The sequence below is a fragment of the Devosia riboflavina genome (assembly GCF_000743575.1).
Lineage (GTDB): Bacteria > Pseudomonadota > Alphaproteobacteria > Rhizobiales > Devosiaceae > Devosia > Devosia riboflavina.
In genome coordinates this window covers 387,638-413,661 of record NZ_JQGC01000003.1, presented here as the reverse complement: position 1 = coordinate 413,661, position 26,024 = coordinate 387,638, and the positions used below count along the sequence as shown (strand labels likewise).

The window sequence follows — 26,024 nt, the reverse complement described above, 5'->3', positions numbered from 1 at the left end:
GCAGCCGATTTGCCGGCAATCTAGGCACTTGCTCGGCAAGCGGCAAGTTGGCCTAGAAATTACCTGTAAGGAGGCGCCAGCCGGCAAGGACGAGAACCACGAAGGCCGCGACCAGCACCGCCGCGAGGGCAGTGTTGATGAAACGGTTGGGCTGGTTTTTGGCCATCATGGCGCGGTGTTCGGCCAGCGTCTGTTCGGCCTCGGCGACGAGAACGGGCACGCGGCCAAGGGCCTCGCTCATGCGGGTAAAATGACCGGCAAGCTCTTCGAGACGGCCGACGGGGCCTTCCTCGCGGCGCAGCCAATCGCCGACGACGGGCTCGGCCACGGTCCAGATATCGAGATCGGGATCGAGGTTTCGCGCGACGCCTTCGACCAGCACCATGGATTTTTGCAGCAGCACCAGCTCGGGGCGGGTCTGCATATCAAAGAGTTCGGTGATGACGAAGAGCTGGCCCAAAACCTTGGCCATGGAAATGTCGGCAGCGGTGCGGCCATGGAGCGGCTCGCCGATCGAGCGGATGGCGAGGGTAAAATCGTCGACCGACTGGTGCTTTGGCACATAGCCGATGTCGAAATGGCGCTGGGCGACGAGGCGGTAATCCCGGGTGATGAAGCCGAACAGAATATCGGCGAGGAACTTTCGCTCGCGTTTCGAGATGCGGCCCATGATGCCGAAATCGACGGCGATGACATCGCCGGTCTTGGGATCGGCGAAGAGATTGCCCGGGTGCATGTCGGCGTGGAAGAAACCGTCGCGGATGGCATGGCGCAGGAAGGACTGCAGCAGTTTTGCGGCCAGCGCCTTGCGGTCCACGCCGGCCGCGTCCATGGCGGCAAGGTCGCGGATCGGAATGCCATCGACCCAGGTGGTGGTGAGGACGTTTTGCGCGACCTGGTCCCACTGCACGTCGGGGATGATGAAGCCGGTATCGTCTTTGATATTCTGCGCCATTTCGGAAATGGCGGCGGCTTCGAGGCGGAGGTCGAGTTCGATGCGCATCGAATGGTCGAGCGTTCTCACGACCTCGGTCGGCTTCAAACGGCGGCTCGAGGGCGCAAAGATTTCGGCCAGATGCGCGCCGGCATAGAGCGCCTTGGTGTCCGAATGAAAGCGTTCGGAGACGCCGGGGCGCAGCATTTTTATGGCCACGGTTTTGGGCAATGCGCCGGGCTGGCGCAGTTTTGCCTTGTGCACCTGAGCGATGGAGGCGGCAGCGACGGGGTGGCTGATCTCGGTAAGAAGGTCCGCCTTGGGGCCGAGGGCCGTGGACAAAATGCCCGGGACAAGCGCGGGGTCGAAGGGCGGCATGCGATCTTGCAGGCCCGAAAGATCAGCGGCGGCTTGCGGGCCGACGATATCGGGACGGGTGGCGAGGGTCTGGCCGAATTTTACAAAACTCGGGCCGAGCTTGTTGAGCGCGGCATTGAGCCGATCGACGCGGCCGGTTTTTCTAACGCTCGGGCGCTCGACGATACGCGCGAGGCCAATGCCGAGCTTCATCGAGGGCGGCAGGGATTCGGCGGGAAGCACGGAGAAGGCGCCTTCGCGCGCCAGCACCCAGCCGGCGTGGAAAAGGCGGAAATAGGAACCGAGACCCATGCCTTAAATCTTCCAGCCCGAAAACAGCGTCGCGATATTGCCCGAAAAGGCGGTGTGCTTGACCCGCTTAAAACCGGCCGTAGATAGCATGGCGTCGAAACGCGCGGGATCGGGGAATTTTCGGATCGATTCGACGAGATATTGATAGGGTTGCGCATCGCCGGTGACGGCGCGGCCCATGGGCGGAATGACCGTATCGGAAAAGGCGCGATAGACGGCATCGAAGCCAGGCACGTCGACCTGGGAAAACTCAAGGACCAAAATACGGCCGCCGCGCTTCAAGACGCGATGGGCTTCGTTGAGCGCTTGCTGGATGCGGGGCACATTGCGAATGCCGAAGGCGATCGTATAGGCGTCGAAGGAATTGCTCTCGAAGGGCAGCTCTTCAGCATTGGCTTCGACAAAGCTGGCCTGGCTCGGATAGCGCCAGGTCTTGGCGCGCTCGGCCCCGACGCGCAGCATGTCCGAATTGATGTCCGAGACGACGACTTCGGCATAGCCGTGCGAAGCGTTGACGATGCGCTCGGCAACGTCGCCGGTGCCGCCGGCCATATCGAGCACCCTGTAGCCGCGGCTACCCATGCGGGGCGGCGCGAGGTCGGCGATCATCGCGTCTTTCCAGAGGCGGTGAATGCCAAAGCTCATGAGGTCGTTCATGAGATCGTAGCGGTCCGCGACATCGTGAAAGACCTTGTTGACGAGGCCCTGCTTGTCCTCGAGCGCCACGGTCTGTTCGCCGAAATGGGTGGTTTCGCGCGCCTCGGTCATGGCTCACGCCTCTTTGCTAGACTATGTCTTCGTTTGGTCGCGCTTCCGAACCGCAAAACCGTTGCCACTTTTGCTGGAAGCGCTCTAGGCATCCACATGGGATCGGCGCGCACCATATATAAGGCGTGACCAAAAGCCCATGGCGCAAGAACGCGCAGGGTAAAGGAGATTCTGGTGCCTGAACTGCCCGAGGTGGAAACCGTCCGACGGGGGCTCGAACCCTGGTTGCTGCATGCGCGTATAGAAAAGGTGGACCTGCGCCGGCCCGACCTGCGCTTTCCCTTTCCCGAGGGCCTGGCCGAGAAGGTGACGGGCGCGACGGTGACCAATGTAGGGCGGCGGGCCAAATACCTGCTCATGACCCTCGACAACGGTTTTACGGTTTTGAGCCATCTCGGGATGACCGGGTCGTGGCGCTTTGCCGAGCACGGCATCGACAAGCCGCCGCGCTATTATGAACCAGGCACCGAGCCCAAACACGATCACCTCATCTTTTCCATTGACCATCCCGAGCACGGCAAGAGCCACCTGATCTATGCCGATCCCAGGCGCTTTGGCTTTGTGGATCTGTTCGAGCGACCCGAGGATTCCTCCTATTTGAAGGACCTGGGGCCGGAACCGCTCGGCAATGATTTCAATGCCGAGGAAATGGCCGCGGCTTTCAAGGGCAAGAAGGCGCCGATCAAGGCGGCTTTGCTCGATCAACGCGTGGTGGCGGGGCTCGGGAATATCTATGTCGCCGAGGCGCTGCATCGGGCGCACATCCTGCCCACCATTGAAGCGCGCAGCCTCCTCACCAAGGCCGAAAAGCCCAAGAAGGCGCTGGAGGATCTCTCCTATGCCGTGCGGGAGGTTCTTACGGAAGCCATCGAGGTGGGTGGCTCGACCTTGCGCGATTTTCGCAATGCCGAGGGCGGCTCGGGCTATTTCCAGCACCGCTTTGCCGTCTATGACCGGGAAGGAGAGCCGTGTCCCACCCCGATGTGTACGGGGACGGTGGAGCGTATCGTACAGTCGGGGCGCTCGACATTCTTTTGCCCGGTGTGCCAGAAGCAGCCGTGAGGCGCGGCCAGATGCCGGCTTTGGCGACAGAGTCCTGTTGACGCCTTGGCGCCTTTCCCCTATAGACCGCCCAACTTGGCGGCAGTCGAAAGCCGCCGATTTCATTTTACCCCGGACGCCTGCGACTTTAGACGCTTGTTGGCCGGTTGGACGCTAAAGAGGACCGTTATGGCCAATACGCCTTCAGCCAAAAAGGCTACCCGCAAGATCGCAGCCCGCACCGCGGTCAACAAGTCGCGTCGTAGCCGCGTTCGTACCTTCATCCGCAAGGTCGAAGAAGCCATCACCGCCGGCGATCACGCCGTCGCTTTTGCTGCTCTCAAGGCTGCCGAGCCGGAAATCAACCGCGCTGCGACCAAGGGCATCGTTCATGCCAACCTCGCCGCTCGCAAGGTCAGCCGCCTCAACAGCCGCGTGAAGGCCCTCCAGGCCTGAGACGCGATCGTCTGAAGCGGCGCCCAAAGGCAGACGCGACAGAAGAAACGGGCTCCGCAAGGGGCCCTTTTTCTTTACTGGTCGAACGGGCAAGTTTTTCGTCGTGGCCTCGTCACATTTCATTTCCGTGACAGTGTGGTAGAATGCCTCACCTTTGGGCAGCAAGGCGGAAAGCGCTTGAGATTTAACAGGTTACCCGAGGAATCGGAGCGCCGTTAAACCGCGTTCAAATCGACATAAAATCGGCGGTATCAGGGGAAGAGAATAATTTTTTCACCCTTTGTTAAAGGGACGAAAAAGCGATTCTGCATTGAGTCACAGGCTCTTGTGGAAAGGCAATTTTGGACCTCGCCCGAGGGTAAAATCTCTGTCTCCGAGTCAAGACCCTATTTCATCGATTCACCAGTTGCGGGGCCAAAACCAACCCCCTAAAGTAATCTGGTCAGCACGGAAAAGCGGGGCTCGAAAAGACCCCGGCACGGTGTGGACACGATCACTTCGGGCAAGAGTTTGGGGGCTGTCTCGGCACACGAGGCCGGAACAGCATGGGCTGGTTATGACCTTTTTGACGGAACGGTGTGCTGCCGGATTCCTTCGGGGTGGCACTGCGTATTAGTCCTTCGGCCGTCCGGCCGACACCACGACATTGATTGATTGGGGCCATGGCAGGGAACTGTCGCGGTCGATGTTTCTCCTCTCCGGAGAAGCAAGGAATTGCTCGTCTCTTAAACGGAGCGGCGGGCGCGAGAACAACAAGCTCCGGCGGCATGCGGACCGCACGGGCAAAACGAAACAGGGCTAAATAATGATGCGACAGGCAATCGCAGGACGGGATGACTGGTCAGTGGCCGCCTCTCCTTCCTCCTCTTCCGTCAACCAGAGTGGCGACCCTGTCATGAGCGAAAATTCCCCCGCCGCCACCCAGCGCGACCTCTGGATGCGTGTGCGCGCCCGCCTCAAGGCGGCCGTCGGCGAGGATGTCTTTACCTCCTGGTTTGCCCGGCTTGAGCTTGAAGAGCTCGTCGATGACCTCGTGCACCTGTCCGCCCCGACGCGCTTCCTCTGCTCCTGGGTGCAATCCAATTATTCCGACCGCATCGTCGAAGCCTTCCGCCACGACGTTCCCGATGCGGCGCGCCTTCATGTAACCCTGCGCGTCAATGGCCAGGCCCGGCCGCGCCTCGCTCCCGCGCCGGTCGTTGCCGCCGAGCCGGCCGAAGAAACCCCTGCTGCAAAGCCCGCCATCCAGGCTGCCGTTGAAGCGCCCAGTGCCGCGCCGGTTGCCCGCCTCGTGCAGCAGGCCCAGAAGGGCGATGCCCTTGCCGGCAGCGCCATCGACCAGCGCATGACCTTTGATACATTCGTGTCGGGCGAAGCCAATGAAATGGCTTTTGGGGTCGCCAAACAGATCGCCAATGCGGCGATCAATAACACCGTCACCTTTAATCCGGTCTATATCCACTCGACCGTGGGCCTCGGCAAATCGCACCTCTTGAATGCCATCGCCCATGCCGTCAGCCAGGCCGATAGTTCCAAGAACATCGTCTACCTGACCGCGGACCATTTTATGTACCATTTCATCACGGCCGTGCAGCGCCAGTCGGCGCTCGGCTTCAAGGAATGGCTGCGCAAGGTCGACCTTCTGCTCATCGACGACATGCAGTTCCTGCAGGGCAAGTCGGCCACTGAATTCGGCCATACGCTCGGCGCGCTGCTGACGGGCGCCAAGCAGGTGGTGGTTGCCGGCGATGCGCCGCCGCGCGATCTCGAAATGCTCGATGAGCGCGTCCGTTCGCGGCTCTCAGGCGGGCTTGTCGTGCCGATCTCGACCTTTGACATGGACCTGCGTCGCGCCATCGTGCAGCGCCGCGCCGATCAGGCGACGCAGCGCTTTGGCATGCACTTCCCGCCGGCGGTGCTCGACTATGTCGCCCGCGCCGTGACCAGCCATGGCCGCGACCTCGATGGCGCCGTCAATCGCCTCGTTGCTGCCAATCAGTTGACCGGTGAACTGATCACCGTGCCGCTGGCCGAAAAGACCCTGGCGGACCTCATCCGTGCCCGCGACGCCAAGCGCGTCCGCATCGAGGATATTTTGAAGATTGTCTCGCGCCACTACAAGGTGCCGCGCAACGAACTGCTCTCGGCGCGCCGCTCGCGCGACGTGGTGCGTCCGCGCCAGATTGCCATGTATCTGGCCAAGGCGCTGACCAGCCGTTCGCTGCCGGAAATCGGCCGCCGCTTTGGGGGCAGGGACCACACGACCGTGCTTCACTCGGTGCGCAAGGTGGAACAGATGATCAAGGATGACCTGGAACTCGGTCAGGAAATCGAGCTCCTGAAGCGCATGCTTGAGGAGTAGGGCTCTGCGGGTTTTCCGCTTGCCAAATTTGGCCGGACGCCATTTTCGTGAGAGCGAAAGTGGCGTTCTGCATGCTGGAGCTGTGTCTCCTCTGCGACAATCCCCAAAACTCGTACAGATGACAGATCTGTGCCTTGATCTGGCCTCGGCTGCTCGGCACCCATGATCGCATGATCAGACTTTTTGCTCTCCTCCTAGCTCTCTCCGTCGCTGCGCCCGTCCTGGCGCAGGGTCTTTCCGCCGAAGCCATTGCCAAGCAGAACCAGGCCATCGCCATCCGCGTGCAGCAGCAGTTGATGTCCTGCTGGATCGTGCCGCCGGGCGAGGAAGACCAGCGCCTGGCGCTCGATATTGCCTTTTTCGGCGACGGTCGGCTCGATGGCGAGGCGATGTTGGCGCCCGAATCCGCCAAGGCGGCGAGCAAGCGTGGCGTCTTGACCGACAGCATTCTGGCGGCGGTCGATCGTTGCGTGCCCTTTGAAGGGCTCGAGGCGTTGGGCGCCGATGCAGAGGAGCGCTTTTCGGTGACCATCTATTTCCAGAGCTGATCCACAGTTTGGGCGCGGTGAATGGTCGCGCTGGCCTTGCCAACCTCTTACGAGAATGTAAACGTCCCTGCCCGGCCCCGGCCGGATTGCCGCGCTTTTTTGGGATAGATGCCGAATATGAAAGTCACGCTCGAACGCAACCATCTGCTCAAGTCGCTGAGCCATGTGCATCGGGTTGTGGAACGCCGCAACACCTATCCCATCCTCGCCAACGTGCTGTTCAAGGCCAGCGACGACCATGTCGAGCTGCGCGCCACCGACCTCGATATCGAGGTGACGGAGAGCGTGCCGGCCATGGTGTCCACTCCCGGCACGACGACCGTACCGGCGCACACGCTTTATGAAATCGTGCGAAAACTGGCCGATGGCGCCGAAGTGCGGCTTGAGACCGATGGCGGGGAGAACATGGTTCTCACCTCCGGCCGCTCGCGCTTTAACCTTGCCTGCCTTTCGCCGGATTCTTTCCCGGACCTGAAGTCCGGCGCCTTCGCGCATGAATTCGACGTTTCGGCGGCCTTGCTGCGCGAGCTGATCGAGCGCACCCAGTTTGCGATCTCCAATGAAGAGACGCGCTACTATCTGAACGGCATCTATTTCCACGCCGTCGACAATTCCCAGACCGGCCCGCTGTTCCGCGCTGTGGCGACCGATGGCCATCGCATGGCCCGTGCGGAAATCGCGGCACCGGAAGGCGCGCGCGGCATGAGCGGCATCATCGTGCCGAAAAAGACCGTGGGCGAAGTCCAGAAACTGCTCGATGGCGTCGATGGCGACGTGCATGTGGAAGTTTCGGATACAAAAATTCGCTTCACCGTCGGCCCGGTTGTGCTGCTTTCAAAACTCATTGAAGGCACGTTCCCCGACTATGATCGTGTGACGCCGAAGAACAATGACAAGCAGATGCTGGTCGATCGCGGCGCCTTTGCCGTGGCCGTCGATCGCGTCTCGACCATTGCCTCGGATCGCGGCGGCAAGGCGGTCAAGCTGCAGGCCCATGATGGTCTACTGGAATTGTCGGTCACCAATCCAGACCACGGCACGGCGAGCGAAGAGCTGGCGGTCGATTTTGATATCGACGCTTTCGAAATCGGCTTCAATGCGCGGTACCTCCTCGACATCATCAGCCAGATTCGGTCGGAAAGCGCTGTTTTCCTCTTCAACGATGCCAATTCGCCGACGCTGGTGAAGGAAGAGGGCGAGGCGAATGCGCTTTATGTGCTGATGCCGATGCGGGTGTAAGGCTGCTATCAGCGACGAGCACCGGCTTCCCTTCTCCCCTTGCGGGAGAAGGTGCCCCACAGGGGCGGATGAGGGGTATTGGAGCCAATCACTTACTCCTCTGCGGAGGAAAGAATACCCCTCACCCTGACCAATTTGCTGAACGCAAAGTTGGTCTGTCCCTCTCCCGCAAGGGGCGAGGGGTCACCGAATTCGCGCGGCGAATTCGGCCAGGCCGGAGCGTGACGACAAAATGATCCGCCATATCTCCCGGCTTCGGCTGACCGCCTTCCGCAATTACGTTTCGGCGGCGCTCGATCTCGACGAGCGTCATGTCGTGCTGACCGGATCGAACGGCTCGGGAAAAACCAATCTTCTCGAGGCGGTTTCCGTGCTTTCGCCGGGGCGCGGGCTGCGCGGCGCCAGTTTTGAGACTTTGCAGCAGCAGGGTTCGGATACGAACTGGGCCGTGGCGGCGACCATTGAGACCAATGACGGGCCGGCCGATATCGGCACCGGTGCGCTGCCCGATGGCGGGCGGCGGGTGCGGGTCAATGGCGCCAATGCGCGCTCGATTGAGGCCATGAGCGACTATCTGCGCGTGCTCTGGCTGACCCCGAGCATGGATGGGCTCTTTTCCGGGCCTGCGGGCGAGCGGCGGCGGTTTCTCGACCGGCTGGTGACGACGCTGATCCCCTCGCACTCTTCGGCCGTCTCCGACTACGAAAAGGCCATGCGGCAGCGCAACAAGCTGCTCGAAGAGGGTTCCGACCTGCGCTGGCTCAATGCCGTCGAAGTGCAGATGGCCGAGCTTGGTGCTTCGATCCATCTCAACCGGGCCGATAGTCTTTCCCATCTGCAGGCGCTGATCGCCGAAAGCCTCGACGATGCCAGTTTCCCGGCGGCAAGACTGTCGCTGACCCCGCTTTTCGAGGATGGCGCCGAGGCGACGACGTCGGCCGAACTCGAGGCCCTTCTTGTGCAGCGCTGGCATGCAGCGCGCGGCCTTGATCGGGCGGCGGGACGCACCACGTCAGGTCCACACCGGGTCGACCTGGAAGTCATGCATGCGCAAAAGCACATGCCGGCGGCTCTGGGCTCGACCGGGGAGCAGAAGGCGCTGCTGATCGGGCTGATCCTGGCTCATGCGCGCCTCGTGCGGCTGCGGACCGGCATTGTGCCCTTCCTGCTGCTCGACGAGATTGCGGCGCATCTCGATCCCGATCGGCGACGCGCGCTGTTTCTGGCCCTCGATGGGCTCGAAACGCAGTGTTTTCTGACCGGGACCGACACCGTGCTTTTCGAGGCGCTGGAAGACCGGGCGCAGCGTTTTACGGTGCGCGAGGGCCGGGTGGCGCGGGACTAGTTTGCCTCCACAGGCGTGTCATCCCCGCGAAAGCGGGGACCTCCGTTATCTCGCGGCAGCCCAAAAACAGAGGTTCCCGCTTTGGCGGGAATGACATCCAGTTTTTGGCCGCCTTATGCCCAGCAAAAGCCACGAAAACCGGCAATTTTCTTGGGGATTTAGCCCCCTTCCGCTAGAACAAAAGCAAGTTCAAAGAGACTGATTCGGACCCCATGAGCGATAGCGAAAATCCGACCCCGAACGAGTATGGCGCCGACAGCATCAAGGTGCTGAAAGGGCTCGATGCCGTGCGCAAGCGCCCCGGCATGTATATCGGGGACACGGATGACGGTTCGGGCCTGCATCACATGGTCTACGAGGTGGTCGATAACGCCATCGACGAGGCCCTGGCCGGCCATGCCGACCTCGTGACCGTGACGCTCAATGCCGACGGCTCCTGCTCGGTCAATGACAATGGCCGCGGCATTCCCGTGGGCATCCACAAGGACGAAGGCGTCTCGGCGGCCGAGGTCATCATGACCCAGCTCCATGCCGGCGGAAAATTCGACCAGAATTCCTACAAGGTTTCCGGCGGCCTTCACGGCGTGGGCGTTTCCGTGGTGAACGCGCTCTCGGTCTTCTTGAAACTCAATATTCGCCGCGATGGCGAAGTGCATGAGATGAGCTTTACCCATGGCGTCGCCGATGCGCCGCTGAGGGTGGTGGGCTCCTATGTCGAGAACAAGCAGCCGGGCACTTATGAAGGGCGCTCGGGCTCGGAAATCACCTTCCTGCCCTCGACCGACACTTTCACTATGGTCGAGTTCGATTTCAAGACGCTCGAACATCGCCTGCGCGAACTGGCCTTCTTGAATTCCGGCGTGCGTATCCTGCTCCGCGATCACCGCCATCCCGAACCGGTCGAGGTCGAGCTGTTCTATGAAGGCGGCCTTGAGGCTTTTGTTCGATATCTCGACAAGTCCAAGGCGCCGGTGATCGAAAAGCCGATCACCATGGTCTCGGAAAAGGACGGCATCACCGTCGAAGTGGCGCTGCAATGGAACGACAGCTACCACGAGAACGTGCTGTGCTTCACCAACAACATCCCGCAGCGCGATGGCGGTACGCACTTGGCCGGTCTTCGTGGCGCGCTGACGCGCCAGGTGACGGGCTATGCGGCTTCTTCGGGCATCGCCAAGAAGGAAAAGGTCGAGCTTTCGGGTGACGATACCCGCGAGGGCCTGACCTGCGTGCTGTCCGTAAAAGTGCCGGACCCGAAATTTTCGAGCCAGACCAAGGACAAGCTGGTTTCTTCCGAAGTGCGCCCCGTTGTCGAAAACATCGTCAACGAGAAGCTCGGCCAGTGGTTCGAAGAGCACCCGAACGAAGCTAAGGTCATCGTCGGCAAGGTGGTGGAAGCCGCCGCTGCCCGCGAAGCCGCGCGCAAGGCGCGTGAACTGACCCGCCGCAAGGGCGCGCTCGAAATTTCCTCGCTCCCCGGCAAGCTTGCCGACTGCCAGGAACGCGACCCGGCAAAGTCGGAAATCTTCATCGTCGAGGGCGACTCCGCAGGTGGTTCGGCCAAGCAAGGCCGTGATCGTTCCAACCAGGCGGTGCTGCCGCTGCGCGGAAAAATCCTCAATGTGGAACGCGCGCGCTTCGATCGCATGATCTCGTCCGACCAGGTCGGCACGCTGATCACGGCGCTCGGCACCGGCATTGGCCGCGAAGAGTTCAACGCCGACAAGCTGCGCTATCACAAGATCATCATCATGACGGACGCCGACGTCGACGGCGCCCATATCCGCACGCTGCTTCTTACTTTTTTCTATCGGCAGACGCCGGAACTGCTGGAGCGCGGGCACATCTATATCGCCCAGCCGCCGCTCTATAAGGCGACGCGTGGCCGCTCGGAACAATATCTCAAGGATGAGCGCGCGCTCGAAAACTACCTGCTCGATGCCGGTCTCGACGAAGCCGTGTTCACGACCCGCGATGGCGTCGAGCATGCGGGGCCGGACCTCCTGGCCATTCTGCAGCAGGCGCGCGACATCGACTATGCGATCAAGAACCTCAACACGCGCTATAATCGCAATCTGGTGGAACAGGCCGCGATTGTCGGCGGGCTCGATCCCGATGGCATGGCGGACCCGGACAAGAGCGCCGAGACGCTGAAGCGCGTGGCCAACCGCCTCGACCGCATTTCCGACGAGCTGGAACGCGGCTGGAGCGGCGTGATCACCGACGAGGACGCGCTGGCCTTTTCGCGCACCGTACGTGGCGTAACGGAAACCCACCAGATCGACCGGGCGCTGCTCCAGTCTGCCGATGCGCGAAAATTGCGGCAATTGGCCGGGCGTCTCGACGAACTCTTTGGCGGCGTGCCGACGCTCAAGCGCAAGGGCGACACGATTTCGATCTTTGGGCCGAGTTCGCTGTTCAAGGCCGTCACCGATGCCGGCCGCAAGGGCGTTTCGCTGCAGCGCTACAAGGGTCTCGGCGAAATGAATGCCGAACAGCTTTGGGAAACGACGCTCGACCCCAATGCCCGCACCTTGTTGCGCGTCGAGATCGACGAGACCAGCGAAGCCGACGAAATCTTCACCGCCCTCATGGGCGACCTCGTGGAGCCGCGCCGCGAATTCATCCAGGACAATGCGCTCAACGTGAGCAACCTGGACGTCTAGACTGCGGCTGTGCATTGAACCATAAAGACCGAGTTGAACCATAAAGAGGTTCCGTTAACCCCGGGGAGCGATCCCTGGGGTTTTCTTTTGGCCAGGTCGCCCATCATGGCGGTGAAGACGTGGTCGGCTTCGTCGGTCAGTCGATCTCGACCTTGAGCAGGTGCGGTCGTTGGGATCCAGCGTGGTTTCCCAGAGCTGGGAGGCGTTCATCTTCCAGGCCCTTGTAGGAGCGGAAGCGGGTAGGCCCGTAAGCCAACCGCAACTCTGGCCGACTAGATCCCAACGGTCTAGTAAGACGTAGATATGCGGGATTTTGTGTCTTGCTCTCTTCTGCTCCATTCTAGCCCGACAATGGTGGGAGCACACTATGAAGACCTATCGCGACCTATACAATTCGGCCCGTGAAAACCTCATCGAGAGTGTCGACAAGGCCAAAGCCAACTATCAAGGCACTCCCGAGGAGCTAGAGGACTGGGTGTGGCAGGATCTTCAGCCTGCCATCGAACAAGTAGTGCCCGTGGGAACCGAAGGTCTGGAAATATTGTCGATCCTTCGACAGCATCCGGATGCCCTGAAAACCAAGGTCGAGCTTACTTCCGATAGCGGTACCGTCCAAGAGATCCTGGGTGACCTGCTGCGCAACAGCCTTTATGCCGATCTCGAGCCGGAAGCGAAGATCATCATCGATGCGGCTGTCGACGCGCGTCGCTCCCAGCAATCGTCTATCACTCCTTGATCGCCGATTCTTTCGAGAGGAAGTCCGCGGCTCATGGCTAAATCCAAGAGCGAGTTGACGGCCTCTCCCGAGGGACGCGTTCATTTCGCGGGTTTCTGTAAGAGCGGAAGGGCCTGGCGACGAAAACCTTCAGTCCGGCATTTGCCGGATTTGACAAGGTCGGATCGGTTACGGCGAGTCCGGAATTTCCTGCCATCCCTTCAAGGCGCCTAGCAGAGACAGGGTTCGACCCGGAAGCCCGACCTCCATAGTCTCGGTCGACCTTGTCAGAATGTGCCCGGCACCTATTGGAATGCCACTCTTGTTATTTCTCGCCGCTGTTTTCGCCACTAATTATCCGCTTTATCACTCTGTTTTCGAACGATAAATACGGGCTTCAGAGCCAACCTCAAGTGTATTTTCTGCCACTAATATTTGCCACTGGTTTCGCCACTGATCGGAATCTGAAAACGATATCTCCTGGTTCGTTCTTCCGTAAAACGCTACCAGAATCCGAAAAGCGATATTTGCGGCGTTGGTCCCATGAAAACTGATTGAGGGAGTAGGCGGCAATAGTGCGTGAACTCACCGCGGTCCTGTGAGCATGTGCCCGCTTCCGAATTCCTCCTTGAGTTCTTCGATGAGGGTGCTTTCGGCGAGGGTAAGTTGATCAACGGCAACATGCCGCCAGTTGCGTTCATAGAGCTCGAACGCCTCATCCCGCCCGATGGGCCGGGTGGCATCGCGGTTCCACAGCAAAAGGCGCAGCTCGGGGAACTGGGCGGGGTCAATGAGATCCATCTTCGACATCATGCACCAGCATGGCGCCAGGACAGGCAAGTATCCAGGAAACGCAGGCCAAGCGGCAAAACCTTGAATATGGGTGCGGGTTCGGTGGCCATGTTCAAGGTTAAGGGTACAACCTTCAATATGGATGCGCCTTGGAAGGATGGTCACTTCCCTGCAGAATGTGCACGGAACCACCTTTCCAGAGCGACGGGACGTCTTGGTCATCTAGTTATAGGCCTGCTCGTCTCGGGCAACGACCCCTCGGATCGTCGAGACTAGCAGCAGGATTACGCCGAAGGTGATGGCGACATCGGCAAGGTTGAAGGTCGGGAAGTGCCAGCCGCCGGCGTGAAGGTCGACGAAGTCGGTCACGGCGCCGTCCGATATCCTGTCGACCAGATTGCCCAGGGCCCCGCCGAGGATGAGGGCATAGCCGATCCGTTCCAACAGCCGTGGGCTCCTGTGCCATAGCCATGCCACCGCCGAGCAGATGGCCAGGGTCAGCAGGACGATGGCCCACCAGCCCTCGGTCCCGTCCCCCGCGAACATGCCGAAGCTGACGCCTCGGTTGAAACCCAGCGTCAGGTTCAGCACCGGCAGCACCGGGATCGAGCCGCCGTCAAGGTACATCAGCGCCGCCTCCTTGGTGGAGGCATCCAGCCCGATGACCCCGAGGATGACGAGCAGGGACGCGTCGCGGTTGCTCATGAGCCAGCCTGCTTGAGATCGGAGCGTGCGTCGCGGATGATCGACCATGCGGACTGCAGGAACAGGCCGGCCACGGCGAAGGCGACGATCAGGTCGGGCCATTGCGAACCGGTCCACCAGACGACCGCCGCCGCCGCGACCACGGCCAGGTTGCCGATGGCGTCGTTGCGCGAGAAGAGCCACACGGCCCGCATGTTGGCATCTCCCTTGCGATGGGGGAGCAGCACCACGGCAGCGAGGACGTTGACGACGAAGGCCACCAGCGCGAACCCGCCCATCAACAGGCTCTCGGGCTGGTGCTCGATGAAGATCCGGTAGACGGTGGAAGCCACCACGCCCAGCCCGAGCAGGCCGAGGAAGATACCCTGTAGCAGGGCCGCCTTCGCCCGGGCGGCAAGACCCCATCCCACGGCGACCAGGCCGAGGAAGGAAATCAGTCCGTCGCCGAGGAAGTCGAGGGAATCGGCCTGCAGCGCCTGGGAGCCGGCAATGAAGCTGCCGGCGATCTCGACGATGCCATAGCCGACGTTGAGCAGGACGACGATCCAGAGAGCCCGCTTGTAAGCCGGCGTGACGTGCGACAGGTCGGGGATATGATCGTCGTCATCACCGTCCCCGTCATGGTCGTGCTCGGTTGCCGGAGCCTTCGGTGCACCGATCCGGTCGAGCTGGTAGCCCAGGTCGGTTACGGCGGTCTCGAGCACCGGCAACCGGCGGGTCGGATCGTCCACTTCGAGGGTCATGACCTGCGACGCGATCGAGACCTTGACGTCGTGGACGCCCTCCACCTTGCGGGCGGCGCCCTCGATCTTGGAGGCACAGGACGAACAGTCCATGCCGGTGACCTGGTATCGGACGGTTTCGGCAGCGGCACTCATGGACATGCTCCTTCTTGAGTTGAATCGGCGTGCAGGCTACAACCTGTAGTCACTACAGGAGCAAGCCGAAAATGCAGATCGGAGACCTGTCCCGGGCAACCGGGGTCAACATCGAGACCATCCGGTACTACGAACGATCCGGGGTACTTCCCCTGCCGCCACGCCTGGGAAATGGCCGCCGCGTCTACGAGGATAGTGACGTCCGCCGACTCGGTTTCATCCGCCATGCCCGCGAACTGGGCTTCGACCTCAAGTCGGTACAGACCCTGCTGGCCTTGCAGGAACGGCCCGAGGCCTCATGCGTGGACGCCAGCCGGATCGCGCAGGCCCAGCTGGACGAGGTGGAGCGACGGCTTGTGAAACTGCAGAACCTCAGATCCGAATTGTCGCGGATGGTCGCCAAATGCGGGAAAGGAGTCGTCGCGCAATGCCGTGTCATCGAAGCGCTCTACACGCCGTCCTCCTGATCGCCGCGGCGTTGACGGCGCTGGCCGGTCCGGCCCGGGCAGAGGACATTCCGGGCAGGCAACTCTATGTCGACCATTGCGCCAGCTGCCATGGCGTGAACTTGGAAGGCCAGCCGAACTGGAAGGTGCGACTACCCACCGGTCGGCTGCCGGCGCCGCCCCATGACTCCAGCGGCCACACCTGGCATCACTCCGACCGGCAACTGTTCAGGATCGTCAAGGACGGCCCGGGAGCGATCATGCCTGGCTACCAGACCGACATGCCGGGATTTGGGGCGGTCATGAGCGACAGCGAGATCACTGCCGTGCTCGATTATATCAAGGGAACTTGGCCGGACCGCCAGCGGGAGATCCAGGCGGCGAAGTCCGCAGCCGATCCCGGCTAGGATGCGCGACGGTTACTCACTCGGCATGGAAGTGCGGGCCGAACTTCTTCCCGAAGACAGGCAGCGCGTCGTCCGTGAACTGCAGGCAGTAGGCTCCGTGCTAGTCAAGGTCGGTGAAGGCATCAACGACGCTCCCGCCAGGCCTTGGAACCGCTCCCCACTGCCTAATGTATCGCAGATGTTCCGTTATACGGCGTAACGTAACATCTGCGATACATTAGGCATCACGATCGGGGTCGGTCGGTGCGGCCAGCTCGACAGAAAGCTTCCTCGCCGGAACTACATGCGGGGTGCTGCCGCCGCATCGGTCTCGATCGGCAGATCCAGATCCGAGTCCGGAAACTGGCTTGCCACCGTTTCGGCCAGCTCGATGCAATCCTCCCAGGTCATAGAGGGAGTGACGCGTCTCGCTTCTGCTTCCTTGCCCCGCATGTGCTCTCCGAGACGCTCGATATCGCTCTTGAGGAGATGCGCTCTGGTCTCGTCGATCAAGGTCGGTCGAAGCTTGAGATGGCGTTCGATGGCGTTGGCGATCCAGAGCTGACCCTGGGTCTTCTCGACGCCTTCGAATGCGACCTCGATATAGCTCGGGTTCTGGCTGGAGCGCGATCCGTCCCGGTTAAACGCCGCGATCCCGGTCGCCATGACCAGGCGACCGCCGATTCCCGGAGGACAGCTGTTGTCCTCGTCCGCGTCGAAGGCTCTCACCTTCTTCACCAGGGAACCCGTGTGGGTAAGGCTGAACCGGATATCCTCCGACTTGAAGTCCCGTACCCCGAACGCGTTCGGGAGACCGCTGTCCATTTTCTTCGGGGTGGGTACCAAGACAAGCATCTTCAAGGTGCCCAGGGGTGTGACCATACGCTCTTTCGGGTACACGTCGTGGTTCGGAGTGCGACCCGACGCGCGAACGTCCGTGTCGATGGATGCGATCAGTTCCTCGGCGCGGGCCGCTGCGGAAGCGAATTCCGCGGCCTGGCCTTCGAACGCTACCTGGTCGGCGGTATCGCGGCGCCAGTTTTCCAGCACGGCTTTCACGTAGTGGGAAGCGATCACCGGTATCGCCTCGTCACCCATGATCTCGGAAAGGGTGTCGCGCGCTTCTTCCGTCGTTGGATCGTTCATGTCCGTGCCTTCTCCCGGCACGGGTTCGTACTCGAAATGCCGCCTGCTGTGGATGCCGTTCGTCCAGATGCCGAATGTCCCTTCCTCGGCCCCGGGTCGATACGGCAACTCGAACGATTTCTCCCAGCCGTCCTTGCCCTTCCAGGTAACCAGGGCTGTCACCATGACTGGTTTGACCTTGCGGTCATGCCTGCCTTCCGCTCGAAGCGCCACCTTGAAACCATTCCGGCGCCAGCTGGCGAGGATCATGCCTTCGTATGCGTAGGGCAAAAGCGTATCCGGTGCGGCAGACGACATGATGTTCTCCATTGCTGACCGGAAGCATGGAGGCTCTCGAAGCAAGGAACCACCCGGGCCAGTGCAAAGACGGAGATTAACCATAAAAGCAGCGTACAAAAGAAATTACTACCAAAAACCGGATTAATAGGTTATACGGTATCATTATGATCGAGCGCACACCCCTTTCCAATGACGAAAAGCATTATCTGGCCGAGGTGGAATCCTTCTGGAACACCCTGGGTCCGCTGTTGCAGCAAAAGGGAATGGTGGGTGGCGGCATGCAATGGAAGACCGTAGGTGGAAGGGAGTACCTGTACCGCTACCAGCCCGATCCGGTGACGAAGAAGAAGCGCTCGACCTCGGTCGGGCCCAGATCGCCTGAAACGGAAACCCTGCACGTGGAATTCCTCGCGACGAGGGAGCGGGTTCGCTCCGAACTCGCGGAGCTCGCCCCCAGGATCGACGTATTGGCGCGCATGGGTAAGGCATTGCGCCTGAACCGGGTGCCGAATGCCGTGACCGATATCCTCGAGGTCCTGCACCAGGCCGGCATACTCGACCTTGTTCCGCTCGCCGGTCGACATGCAGTCGAGGCTTTCGAGGTCCGATACGGCCTTCGTCTGGACCGGGACGACATCCATGGGTTGGAGGACAGACTGGAGTTCATGGTGCCCGACGATACCGACCTGGTCCGTGAAATGACCCGGGCGTTCTTCCGGGTGGACCCGGATTACCGCGTCATGGACGGCAACATGTTCAGGGGAAGCGAAGGTCCGGATATTCGCCTGACGTCGCATTCCGAGCTCGTGGCCAATGCACAGGGTGTGCTGCCGGACGAATATTTCGACCTGTTCCTGTCCTTGCTCGAGGACGATCCAATAACCGCGGTGGCCGTGTCAAAGGCCGGGAGGCCCGTGCAGATATGCGCTGTTCAACCCGCCCTGTGGGCGGTCGTGCATGCCGTGGACGACGGTAGTCCGGGTCTGGCAAACGCTGTTGCTGCCTTAGATCCGGAGGTGGACGGCGCAAGTCGTGATCGCATCGACGAATTGATCGGCCTACTCGCCGACCGACCGGACGAACGTGGGCCTCGGTTATGAACAATCAGGTGGAGGATAGGACCAATTTTAAGGACTGCGTTAATCCCGCGTCAGGCATCGGCGCCAAGATTGTCGGGCTGCATATTGCCTTCACGATGTTGCCGTGGTTGGTGCACCGACCATGACCAGAAAACCCGACCATAAACACGTCCGTCCCATCGGGATCGCGACGTCAGCCCGGACCCCGAGCCTAGGTCGCTTCTGACCGCCCGCCGGATTTCCGGCTGGCAACGCCTTTCCCCGACAGATTACTGCCAACGCGCCCATTGCGCGATCGAGGAGGCCATCATGTGCATACCCGTAGCGTCGGCGATCCGCTTCTAGGTCGCCCTTCCCGCAGCCTGCCGCTCCGAGCGGCCCGCTGACGCATCGCGGTAACCGGAACATTCCGGCGAAGCGCACTCCCGTTCCCATGCCTGCCCATCCCGCCGGACCCCCGTCCGGCAGGCCAGGGCGCCCTTGTCTCCGGAGACGCCCATGACCGTATCGAAACGAATACCCGAGCTACCGCCCGTCATCGGCTTCGAGCCATGGCGCCGGCGAAGCACTGCGCCCCGCGCACCCACCCCTCCCGACTGCCATCCGATCCGGAAACGCCCAGCGACCGGACCGCCTCCAGGAGTCCGTCATGCCTTCAGCCATGTTCGTGCCTGCAGTCGTCAAGGCCACGTGCCGCAACGGCACCCCGCCATCACGGATCTCCCATTACGGGTGGTTCTCCTCCCACAAGGACGGTTCGATGATCCCCACCAAGGGAACATTGGCCGCCCCGTTCCTGGAACTCGTCCATATGCAGCCAGAGATCCGTCGCGTCGATCCGGAGCCCGAACCGATCCTGTTCTGGAGCGGCAAGGGCTGGGAGAGGTATCGGGCCATGTACGGCATCGTCCGAAAGGGGAGGCGCGGTGCCGTGGACCGGACCGTGGACGTCGAGGTGCTGACCGACCTGGAGCTGGCTCGCGACAAGGCGAAGTGGAAGCGGATTCGTCAGGCCTACCGGCAGGACAACCGTACCCTGCTGATCTTCACCAACCACGCGATCCTGTCCGAGCCCCGGCTGACCAACGCCATGATCGTCAACACGCAGGCAGGTTCGGGTCTCATTCCCCGGGCCGATATCGAGGCGGTCCTTACGGCCACTCAGGGATCGCTAACCTTCACGCTTAACGAGGTAGTGGCGAAGGGCGTGCTTTCCTATGAGCAGGCCTACGGGGCGGTCCTGAACATGGTTGCCTCGGGCGAGTTCTCGTTCGCGACCGACCGGTTGTTCGACGGCGACACGCCAGTGTCGAGGAGGAGGTAGACATGTCGCAACTGGATAATGGCGTCGCCGACGACCAGCAGGACAACGACGTCCATCTCCTTCCCGGCGACGGCATCAACCTCGATGGCAAGCTCTACATCGTGCAGAGCCGGTCGACCAATCCGCACGGGTATATCGTCACCGATCCCCTGGTCAGGGGCGTCGAGCACAAGATGCGCAACCGCGACATCAAGGACTGGCACGACCGCCAGCGCCTGCGCTTCGTCATGGCGAGCGAAGGCCGTTTCCCGCTCGGCAAACAGGAATCGCTGGAGCGCTCCCTGCGGGCCTTCACCGATGTCGAGCAGACCGAGATGTATCGTCGCCAGCGATATTGCCTCGAGGTGGATGCCAGGGGGAAGCGATTCGAGCGGACCGAGGCCAACATGACGGCTCTGGCAGACGGAGTCGCCGAACTGCATGGCGATACCGCGCCCCATGGCTGGGCCAGCGTCAACGAATGGTGGGTGGACTGGGATCGTGCCGGTCGCGACATCCGCGTCCTGTGCCCGTCGTATAGGCGCCGGGGAAATCGGGAACGACGCCTCGAACCCTTCATGCTCAAGGCCCTGCAAAACGGGGTAAAGGAGTGGCTCGATCTCGGTCGCCCGAAGATGTCGACCCGATACATCAATGTCATCGCCGAGTGCATGAACCACCATGGCGGCGAGGATATCTGCCTGGAGATCCTCAAGGCCGATCCCGAAGCCTGGCTCTGGCCTTCGTACAAGACCTTCACCATCGCCTGCCGCTCCGTCGACCGCACGACCAAGCTTTCCCGCCGCCAGGGACCGCAAGCCGCCCGGGCCGAGATGCACCCGGTCGGCGACGGTCCCGACGTGCGGCTTCCCTTCCAGCGGGTGGAGGCCGATTTCAAGTATCTCCGCATCTTCGTGGTCGACGATGCCACCGGCTTCCCGCTCGGCACGCCGTATCTCATGGCGGCCATCGACTGCTTCTCCGGCATGATCGCCGGTTTCGACATCGGGTTCGATCCTCCGTCCTACGTGTCGGCCGCCAGGTGCCTGAAGCACGTGATCGGCTTCAAGAAGCTCGATCATCTCCCGCGCAAGGAGGACGGTTCTCCGATCATCAAGAACGCCTGGCCGGTGAACGGCGTGCCGCGTACCTTCGTGCTCGACAACGATGCTGCCTTCCACGCCGAGTCCTTCGAGAAGTCGGCCAAGGCGCTGAACTGCCATATCGACTACGTGCCTCCCGGCGAACCCTGGGAGAAGGGCAAGATCGAACGCTTCTGGGGCACGGTCCAGACTGCCTATGTCGACATGTTCCCCGGCAACGTCCTGCGGATCGACAAGAACCCGGACGTGACCTACGACCCGCGCAAGGACGCCACCATCACGCTCAGCCAGTTGCGCCTGTTCATCACCAAGGCGCTGGTGGACGTCCATCACATCGGCATCGAGCCGGAGACCTACAAGCGTCGCATCGACATCTGGAACGATGCGGTGGCGATCAACCCACCACGTCCGGTTCGCGATCACGGCAGCCTGCTCGAACTCGTCGGTGCCTACAAGAAGCGGCGAGCCGAGCGCCGAGGCATCCGTATCTTCGGGCTGCGCTACAGGTCCGACGAGTTGTCGATGTACCGCAACGGTTTCGACCACGATCCGATGGTCGAAGTCCGTTACGACCCCCAGGACCTTTCGGTCATCCATGTCATCGACGCCGAGAAGGGGATCTCGTTCCCGGCCAGGTGCAGCCGCCAGGATTATGCCAGCGGTCTCTCCGAGCACCAGCACAAGGTGATCCAGCGCCGTGCCAAGGAGATCGCCGGCCTCGGTCGCCTCCGCATGGCCGAACTGCTGGTGGCCAAGAAGGAGCTGTTCGATCTCGGTATGTCCATGCTCAAGGGCAAGAAGTCCCGCCGCATGAGTGCCCGCGTCGCCCACTTCCTCGGCATCGGGCGCGAGCTGATCGACGAGATGCACCGTCACCATGAACAGGGCGGGGAGACTGCCAAGTTCCTCGACCTCGAGACGCCGGTGGAGGATCCCGAGGACGACGCCGAGGCCCGCCTCGAGCAGCGGCGCCAGCAGCGGGAAGGCACGGCATCTCCCGTCGATGCCCCCGCAAAGCACACAGAGCCTCCAACCGAAGTGCCTGCGGCGTCCACAGAGCCAATTGCTTCCGACCCCGCCGAACCCGTTCCGGCGAGAACCCGCCCGCGCAGAATCATGAAGGTGAAAGATGACTGAACCCCGAATCAACATCGTGGCGATGCAGGACGAGAACGGGATGTATCCCCCCGATATCGCGTCCATGCTGTCGACCGCCGACCCCAGGGAGCTCGAGCTGCTCAAGAAGGTCGGTCGACTGACCATCGAGCAATCCCGCTACGAAGAGGGCATGGAGTGGCTCAACGACCTCTACAATCTCGCCGGGAGCAAGGATGATCCGACTGTCCATGAAGGTTGGGCCGGTCTGATGTATGGTGTTTCCGGTGCCGGCAAGAGCACGATCCTTCGCCACTTCGTCAAGGAGAGAGGTGGACCGTTCGAGACTCCTGCAGGAGTTCGCCGCCCCGTCATCCGCGTGTCGACGCCGGCCAACCCGAACCTCGTCAACATCCAGCAGGCCATGCTGATCGCCTTGGATTGCGAGGGGTTGATGAGCACCGATGCCTCGGACATGCGGCTCGCCGTGCAGCGCCAGCTGAAGGAGCAGGATGTTCGCATGATCGTGTTCGACGAGTTCACCCATATCGTCGAGGACCGCTCGGAGAAGTTCGCGACCAAGACGATGCGGGGTCTCAAGGAGATCCTCAACGAGAGCACGTATCGGATCGTGATGGCCGGTACCGAGGAGCTGATCTCGGTGCACAGGCTCTATGGCCAGATGCAGCGGCGCAGCGTGGGTGACCTTCATGTGCGTCCTTTCGATTGGGAGGACGAGGACGACCGCGAAGAGTGGCTCGGTATCATGGACACCATCCAGGAAAAGATGATCCTCAAGGTGGAACCCGAACTCGGAAGCGATGACATGGCCCGCCACATGCATCAGGCCACCGCCGGCATCATGGACAACATCATGAAGCTGGTGTTCCGTGCGACCTCGTTCGCCCATCGGGACGGTGCCGAGTTCGTCGGCAAGGGGCATCTGGCACAGGCGTTCGAGCGCCTGCGACGCGGCGATGACGAGAGCGTCAACCCCTTCGGCAAGCCGCCCGTGCGACGTCGCAAGCCCACTGCCAAGGATGACGTCGAGAACGAAGACGAGAAGACGAACCTGTCCAAGCGCAAGAACAAGCGCGACGACGACGACAGCTTCGAGAAGTCCTGACGCATGGCGAACCGCATCCGTTATCCGCTCAAGGTCCAGCACAGGCCGGACGAGCCTTCCTATGCCCTGCTCGCCCGCACGGTGGAGCACAACGGATCGCGACTGGTTCGCCAGGCGTTCGGGCGCTTCGGGGTGAACGGCGGGTTCCTGGTGAATAACGTCGATCCCGGTGATGTCGCCCATGCGTGCCAGGCCGATTCCCTGGCGGTTGCGCGTGCGACACCCGTGGCGACGCACAAGCGCGTGGACTTCCTCGGACAGACCATGCACCGCGACCATTACAGCGTCGCGAGGCGCCGCTGGTGTCCAGAATGCCTGAAGGAAGAACCGTATCACCGCGGCTGGTGGGACGTGGTCGCTATAACGTCGTGTCCCCGGCACGCCGTCGAACTGGCCGCCGAATGCGGCTGCGGCAAGAAGCGGAACTGGCAGAGCTTCGGCATGACCTACTGCCAGGCCGGCCACGACTTGAGAAAGGTCGGGACCTGCCGCCTAGCCCCGGAGGATATCGTCGTCGATGCCTATCTCGTCGACCGCCTGGTCAATCCCGATCACGTGCCCCATCCGCTGCTGGGAGGCATGTCCTTCGGCGAGGCCGTCATGGCCATGGAGAGGTTGGGACAGGCCTGGCACGACGAGAGCGGGCGACTTCGCCGTGCCAGGAAGGCTCTCGGGCAGCGCGGGCTGTTGAACCTCGGATACGGCATCGTCGAGGATCTCGACACCGGCTTCGTCGCCTTGCTCGACCGTCTGGTGGCCGATGATCGCGGGCGCAGGGGAAAGTGGGGCGTCACGCGTGCCTATGGTGAGTTCTACCAGTGGGTGAACGAACAACCCGAGTCGCCGCTGGCTTCGGCCATGAAGGGTGCGATCGCCGAGCACGCCCGTGCCAACCTGACGTTGAAGAGTGGGCATAACCTGATGGGGCAGGGCCCGATCGACAATGGTTACTCCCTTCGGGATGCTGCCGATCGCTGCGGCGTGGCATTCGGCAAGTTCCGCAGGATTGCCATGGAACTGGGCATGTTCGACGGGAAGGACCGACGTGGTCAGCCAGCGCGGCTGGACAGGGCCCAGGTCGACGAGATCGCCGAGCGTCTCCGCGGATCCAAGAACCTGAACGAGATCGCCCTGGAGCTGGGTGTCGAGCCCGCAGCTGTGAATCCGATGATCAAGGACGGCTTGGTGGTGCCGCTGTTCCATGCCGGCAGTTCGGGACTGAACCAATACGACTTCCCCGCCGCTGCAGCTGGTGACCTGCTGGAAAGCCTGCTCGTCTTGCCGTTGCATTCCCTAGCTGCCGACGTGCGGCTCCTGCCCCTGAACATGGCTTCGCAATTCGCCCGCGTCACCGTCTCCAAGGGAGTGCAGATGGTTCTGGCCGGAACCGTACCGGTCGCTGCCATCGACCCGAAGGCATCGGGTCTTCCGCGATTCCTGGTCTCCACCTCAGCGATGACCCGGGCCGCAAGGCAGGCGAAGGAACCTGGCCTCACCATGATGGCGGCGGCGCCGTTGCTGGGTCTCTCCTACAATTCCACCGCGGATTTCGTGAAGCGCGAGGTGCTCAAGAAAATGCCGGGAGTGAAGGGGACATTCCTGGCGCCAGAGGAAATCGACCGATTTAAGCGGACCTATGTCACGGTACCCGAGCTGTCGGATATCCTGGGTACCAAGCGTTCTCGGGATACGATCGCCCTGTTGGATGAGGCCGGCATCGAGCCTGCATGTCCCAGACCACCGTTCTGGAAGGTTCTCTATTTCAAGGAAGAGGCGGTGGCTGCAGCCAAGACGATTGTCGCGGAGAGTATGCCGGTCGATGCCTGACGGGTAGGTGTGGCTCAAACCATAATAAGGCTGCTGCTTGTTATGGTTTTAGGCATCCGGTTGACTGCGGCCAAAATGCCCTACGGCCTTGTGCCTTGTGCCACCCATGCCGGATCGTGCGGAAGGGAGAGGTCGATGTCCCCGCGCACATGCAGGTGGTCGAGGGCCGTTATCCCCTCGAGCGGGCGCTTGCCGGCACGATGGTTCCGCAACATGTCGAGAACGGGCATGCCCATGATCGAGCGGAGCAGGAACGTCATGCCCAGGTGGGTCAGCCGCAGGAAGTGACGCTCCTGCTCCGGGTCCTCGGATTTCACCTCGTCCAGCCAGATGTCGAAAGCCTCTCGATCGTCGGTCAGGATCTTGGCGAGGGAGAAGTCGATGTTTTCCTCGGGGTCGCCATGGCGCCTGAGAAACCACCTGAAGGAAACCAGCGTCCGTATCGCGAACTCTGCGGAGAACCTCCGGTTCTTTTCGGCGTATGGCGCAGTCAGGTGGTCGGTGATGTCCTTGGCGACCTTGCGACGGTATGAAATGGCGAGCCCGGTCTCCGACGCGATCCGATGCGCGTCGATCGGCTCCAGACCCCAGTCGAGCAACTCCTCGCGTTTCTCGCCGATCCATTCATCCGACTTCAGGTAGGACGCCAGGAAATCCGCGAACCAGCGTACGCCATACATCTCCCGGTATTCATTCCAGGGGCTGTCGTCGTTGGCGAATTCCAGGCTCATCGCGTCCCGATACACCGAGAGGAAGACCTTCAGGTTCTGGCCGCGCGATGCGCTGTCGGTGCGGGTACGGTCTTCCTGGGTGATCGAAGCGACGCGCATCTCGCAGTCTGCCATCCCGGGCTTGCTCGCGTAGTGAGAGAAGAATTCCGTGACGTCTTTGGGCGTGGGACGCTCTACCTTTATCAGCGGATCCTTGCAGCAGGGGCAGACGATCTGGAAACCTGTCATGTCGCCGTAGCGAGCCTGATCGGCTGGTACGTACTCCCCTAGGAGCAATGAGTATCCGATCTTCATTGGGGTTCCTCCATCGACACCGAATGCGGGCTTCATCCGCTGCCTGCCTGACTTCAAGGTGGAGCCTGTCAGCAGAACTTCAGTTGATATT

General features: G+C 61.6%; 22 protein-coding genes. 15 read left to right on the top strand and 7 right to left on the bottom strand.

What is annotated here, in order from left to right:
• Window positions 1-52: 52 nt before the first annotated feature.
• Together ubiB and ubiE are read right to left on the bottom strand one after the other, a co-directional pair.
• Complete coding sequence (ubiB, locus tag JP75_RS05160; RefSeq protein ID WP_051960370.1) at window positions 53-1,603, bottom strand: 2-polyprenylphenol 6-hydroxylase; 1,551 nt, start codon at window positions 1,601-1,603, stop codon at window positions 53-55.
• A 3-nt stretch (window positions 1,604-1,606) separates the two neighbouring features.
• Entirely contained in the window at window positions 1,607-2,371 is a 765-nt protein-coding gene (gene ubiE / locus JP75_RS05155) for a bifunctional demethylmenaquinone methyltransferase/2-methoxy-6-polyprenyl-1,4-benzoquinol methylase UbiE (protein WP_035080051.1), read from the bottom strand.
• Window positions 2,372-2,545: 174 nt separating this feature from the next.
• Between ubiE and mutM the strand changes: the two genes are divergently transcribed.
• From mutM to JP75_RS05115, 8 genes are all read left to right on the top strand, one after another.
• The gene (gene mutM / locus JP75_RS05150; RefSeq protein ID WP_035080048.1) at window positions 2,546-3,433 is read left to right on the top strand and encodes a bifunctional DNA-formamidopyrimidine glycosylase/DNA-(apurinic or apyrimidinic site) lyase; all 888 of its coding nucleotides are present in this window, start codon (window positions 2,546-2,548) and stop codon (window positions 3,431-3,433) included.
• 168 nt (window positions 3,434-3,601) lie between these two features.
• Complete coding sequence (gene rpsT / locus JP75_RS05145; protein WP_035080045.1) at window positions 3,602-3,868, top strand: 30S ribosomal protein S20; 267 nt, start codon at window positions 3,602-3,604, stop codon at window positions 3,866-3,868.
• Between the two features lie 895 nt (window positions 3,869-4,763).
• Window positions 4,764-6,230: a chromosomal replication initiator protein DnaA gene (dnaA, locus tag JP75_RS05140; protein ID WP_035080043.1), complete on the top strand. Its 1,467-nt coding sequence runs from the start codon at window positions 4,764-4,766 to the stop codon at window positions 6,228-6,230.
• A 134-nt stretch (window positions 6,231-6,364) separates the two neighbouring features.
• Window positions 6,365-6,778, top strand: a complete 414-nt coding sequence (locus JP75_RS05135; protein WP_035080041.1) for a hypothetical protein — start codon at window positions 6,365-6,367, stop codon at window positions 6,776-6,778.
• A 117-nt stretch (window positions 6,779-6,895) separates the two neighbouring features.
• Complete coding sequence (gene dnaN, locus JP75_RS05130; RefSeq protein ID WP_035080288.1) at window positions 6,896-8,017, top strand: DNA polymerase III subunit beta; 1,122 nt, start codon at window positions 6,896-6,898, stop codon at window positions 8,015-8,017.
• Window positions 8,018-8,249: 232 nt separating this feature from the next.
• Window positions 8,250-9,362: a DNA replication/repair protein RecF gene (gene recF / locus JP75_RS05125; RefSeq protein ID WP_035080039.1), complete on the top strand. Its 1,113-nt coding sequence runs from the start codon at window positions 8,250-8,252 to the stop codon at window positions 9,360-9,362.
• A 212-nt stretch (window positions 9,363-9,574) separates the two neighbouring features.
• On the top strand, window positions 9,575-12,028 hold the full coding sequence (gene gyrB, locus JP75_RS05120) for a DNA topoisomerase (ATP-hydrolyzing) subunit B (protein WP_035080037.1): 2,454 nt from the start codon (window positions 9,575-9,577) through the stop codon (window positions 12,026-12,028).
• Between the two features lie 367 nt (window positions 12,029-12,395).
• Entirely contained in the window at window positions 12,396-12,764 is a 369-nt protein-coding gene (locus JP75_RS05115) for a hypothetical protein (RefSeq protein WP_035080035.1), read from the top strand.
• A 564-nt stretch (window positions 12,765-13,328) separates the two neighbouring features.
• On the opposite strand, the gene JP75_RS05110 is transcribed toward JP75_RS05115, so the two are convergent.
• The 3 genes from JP75_RS05110 to JP75_RS05100 form a co-directional block, all read right to left on the bottom strand.
• A complete protein-coding gene (locus JP75_RS05110; RefSeq protein WP_244446258.1) occupies window positions 13,329-13,544 on the bottom strand; it encodes a hypothetical protein in 216 nt (71 codons plus the stop codon).
• Between the two features lie 213 nt (window positions 13,545-13,757).
• Window positions 13,758-14,240 carry a signal peptidase II gene (gene lspA / locus JP75_RS05105; protein WP_035080030.1) on the bottom strand — a complete coding sequence of 161 codons (483 nt, stop codon included), beginning with the start codon at window positions 14,238-14,240 and terminating at the stop codon, window positions 13,758-13,760.
• Window positions 14,237-15,118 (bottom strand): cation efflux transmembrane domain-containing protein, encoded by an 882-nt coding sequence (locus JP75_RS05100; RefSeq protein ID WP_244446257.1) that lies wholly within the window; start codon window positions 15,116-15,118, stop codon window positions 14,237-14,239. The genes lspA and JP75_RS05100 overlap by 4 nt, the downstream gene beginning before the upstream one ends.
• Window positions 15,119-15,189: 71 nt before the next feature.
• On the opposite strand from JP75_RS05100, the gene JP75_RS05095 reads away from it, so the two are divergent.
• Both JP75_RS05095 and JP75_RS05090 read left to right on the top strand, forming a co-directional pair.
• Window positions 15,190-15,585: a MerR family transcriptional regulator gene (locus JP75_RS05095; protein ID WP_035080026.1), complete on the top strand. Its 396-nt coding sequence runs from the start codon at window positions 15,190-15,192 to the stop codon at window positions 15,583-15,585.
• Window positions 15,546-15,971, top strand: a complete 426-nt coding sequence (locus JP75_RS05090; RefSeq protein ID WP_035080024.1) for a c-type cytochrome — start codon at window positions 15,546-15,548, stop codon at window positions 15,969-15,971. The genes JP75_RS05095 and JP75_RS05090 overlap by 40 nt, the downstream gene beginning before the upstream one ends.
• A 279-nt stretch (window positions 15,972-16,250) precedes the next feature.
• On the opposite strand, the gene JP75_RS05080 is transcribed toward JP75_RS05090, so the two are convergent.
• Window positions 16,251-17,393 carry a hypothetical protein gene (locus JP75_RS05080; protein WP_035080019.1) on the bottom strand — a complete coding sequence of 381 codons (1,143 nt, stop codon included), beginning with the start codon at window positions 17,391-17,393 and terminating at the stop codon, window positions 16,251-16,253.
• A gap of 146 nt (window positions 17,394-17,539) precedes the next feature.
• Between JP75_RS05080 and JP75_RS05075 the strand changes: the two genes are divergently transcribed.
• The 5 genes from JP75_RS05075 to JP75_RS05055 all read left to right on the top strand — a co-directional run bounded on the left by JP75_RS05075 (window position 17,540) and on the right by JP75_RS05055 (window position 24,908).
• Window positions 17,540-18,475 (top strand): nucleotidyltransferase family protein, encoded by a 936-nt coding sequence (locus JP75_RS05075; RefSeq protein WP_035080016.1) that lies wholly within the window; start codon window positions 17,540-17,542, stop codon window positions 18,473-18,475.
• A 628-nt stretch (window positions 18,476-19,103) separates the two neighbouring features.
• Window positions 19,104-19,778 carry a hypothetical protein gene (locus tag JP75_RS05070; RefSeq protein WP_035080014.1) on the top strand — a complete coding sequence of 225 codons (675 nt, stop codon included), beginning with the start codon at window positions 19,104-19,106 and terminating at the stop codon, window positions 19,776-19,778.
• Between the two features lie 2 nt (window positions 19,779-19,780).
• Entirely contained in the window at window positions 19,781-21,997 is a 2,217-nt protein-coding gene (locus JP75_RS05065; RefSeq protein WP_035080011.1) for a Mu transposase C-terminal domain-containing protein, read from the top strand.
• Complete coding sequence (locus JP75_RS05060) at window positions 21,990-23,081, top strand: TniB family NTP-binding protein (RefSeq protein WP_035080008.1); 1,092 nt, start codon at window positions 21,990-21,992, stop codon at window positions 23,079-23,081. Before JP75_RS05065 ends, JP75_RS05060 begins: the two co-directional genes overlap by 8 nt.
• Window positions 23,082-23,084: 3 nt before the next feature.
• A complete protein-coding gene (locus JP75_RS05055; protein ID WP_035080005.1) occupies window positions 23,085-24,908 on the top strand; it encodes a TniQ family protein in 1,824 nt (607 codons plus the stop codon).
• A gap of 80 nt (window positions 24,909-24,988) precedes the next feature.
• Here JP75_RS05055 and JP75_RS25095 read toward each other — a convergent pair whose 3' ends face one another.
• Window positions 24,989-25,933, bottom strand: coding sequence for a hypothetical protein (locus tag JP75_RS25095; protein ID WP_051960369.1), 945 nt, complete (start codon window positions 25,931-25,933; stop codon window positions 24,989-24,991).
• Window positions 25,934-26,024: the final 91 nt, after the last annotated feature.

What these genes read in the sequence shown, in the direction of transcription:
- JP75_RS25095 (WP_051960369.1), bottom strand. Translation starts at nt 25,933, where the DNA reads ATGAAGATCGGATACTCATTGCTCCTAGGGGAGTACGTACCAGCCGAT.
- JP75_RS05070 (WP_035080014.1), top strand. Translation starts at nt 19,104, where the DNA reads ATGCCTTCAGCCATGTTCGTGCCTGCAGTCGTCAAGGCCACGTGCCGC.
- ubiE (WP_035080051.1), bottom strand. Translation starts at nt 2,371, where the DNA reads ATGACCGAGGCGCGCGAAACCACCCATTTCGGCGAACAGACCGTGGCG.
- JP75_RS05095 (WP_035080026.1), top strand. Translation starts at nt 15,190, where the DNA reads ATGCAGATCGGAGACCTGTCCCGGGCAACCGGGGTCAACATCGAGACC.
- JP75_RS05060 (WP_035080008.1), top strand. Translation starts at nt 21,990, where the DNA reads ATGACTGAACCCCGAATCAACATCGTGGCGATGCAGGACGAGAACGGG.
- ubiB (WP_051960370.1), bottom strand. Translation starts at nt 1,603, where the DNA reads ATGGGTCTCGGTTCCTATTTCCGCCTTTTCCACGCCGGCTGGGTGCTG.
- recF (WP_035080039.1), top strand. Translation starts at nt 8,250, where the DNA reads ATGATCCGCCATATCTCCCGGCTTCGGCTGACCGCCTTCCGCAATTAC.
- JP75_RS05115 (WP_035080035.1), top strand. Translation starts at nt 12,396, where the DNA reads ATGAAGACCTATCGCGACCTATACAATTCGGCCCGTGAAAACCTCATC.
- dnaA (WP_035080043.1), top strand. Translation starts at nt 4,764, where the DNA reads ATGAGCGAAAATTCCCCCGCCGCCACCCAGCGCGACCTCTGGATGCGT.
- JP75_RS05100 (WP_244446257.1), bottom strand. Translation starts at nt 15,118, where the DNA reads ATGAGTGCCGCTGCCGAAACCGTCCGATACCAGGTCACCGGCATGGAC.
- rpsT (WP_035080045.1), top strand. Translation starts at nt 3,602, where the DNA reads ATGGCCAATACGCCTTCAGCCAAAAAGGCTACCCGCAAGATCGCAGCC.
- lspA (WP_035080030.1), bottom strand. Translation starts at nt 14,240, where the DNA reads ATGAGCAACCGCGACGCGTCCCTGCTCGTCATCCTCGGGGTCATCGGG.
- JP75_RS05065 (WP_035080011.1), top strand. Translation starts at nt 19,781, where the DNA reads ATGTCGCAACTGGATAATGGCGTCGCCGACGACCAGCAGGACAACGAC.
- gyrB (WP_035080037.1), top strand. Translation starts at nt 9,575, where the DNA reads ATGAGCGATAGCGAAAATCCGACCCCGAACGAGTATGGCGCCGACAGC.
- dnaN (WP_035080288.1), top strand. Translation starts at nt 6,896, where the DNA reads ATGAAAGTCACGCTCGAACGCAACCATCTGCTCAAGTCGCTGAGCCAT.
- JP75_RS05075 (WP_035080016.1), top strand. Translation starts at nt 17,540, where the DNA reads ATGATCGAGCGCACACCCCTTTCCAATGACGAAAAGCATTATCTGGCC.
- JP75_RS05110 (WP_244446258.1), bottom strand. Translation starts at nt 13,544, where the DNA reads ATGGATCTCATTGACCCCGCCCAGTTCCCCGAGCTGCGCCTTTTGCTG.
- JP75_RS05090 (WP_035080024.1), top strand. Translation starts at nt 15,546, where the DNA reads ATGCCGTGTCATCGAAGCGCTCTACACGCCGTCCTCCTGATCGCCGCG.
- JP75_RS05080 (WP_035080019.1), bottom strand. Translation starts at nt 17,393, where the DNA reads ATGTCGTCTGCCGCACCGGATACGCTTTTGCCCTACGCATACGAAGGC.
- JP75_RS05055 (WP_035080005.1), top strand. Translation starts at nt 23,085, where the DNA reads ATGGCGAACCGCATCCGTTATCCGCTCAAGGTCCAGCACAGGCCGGAC.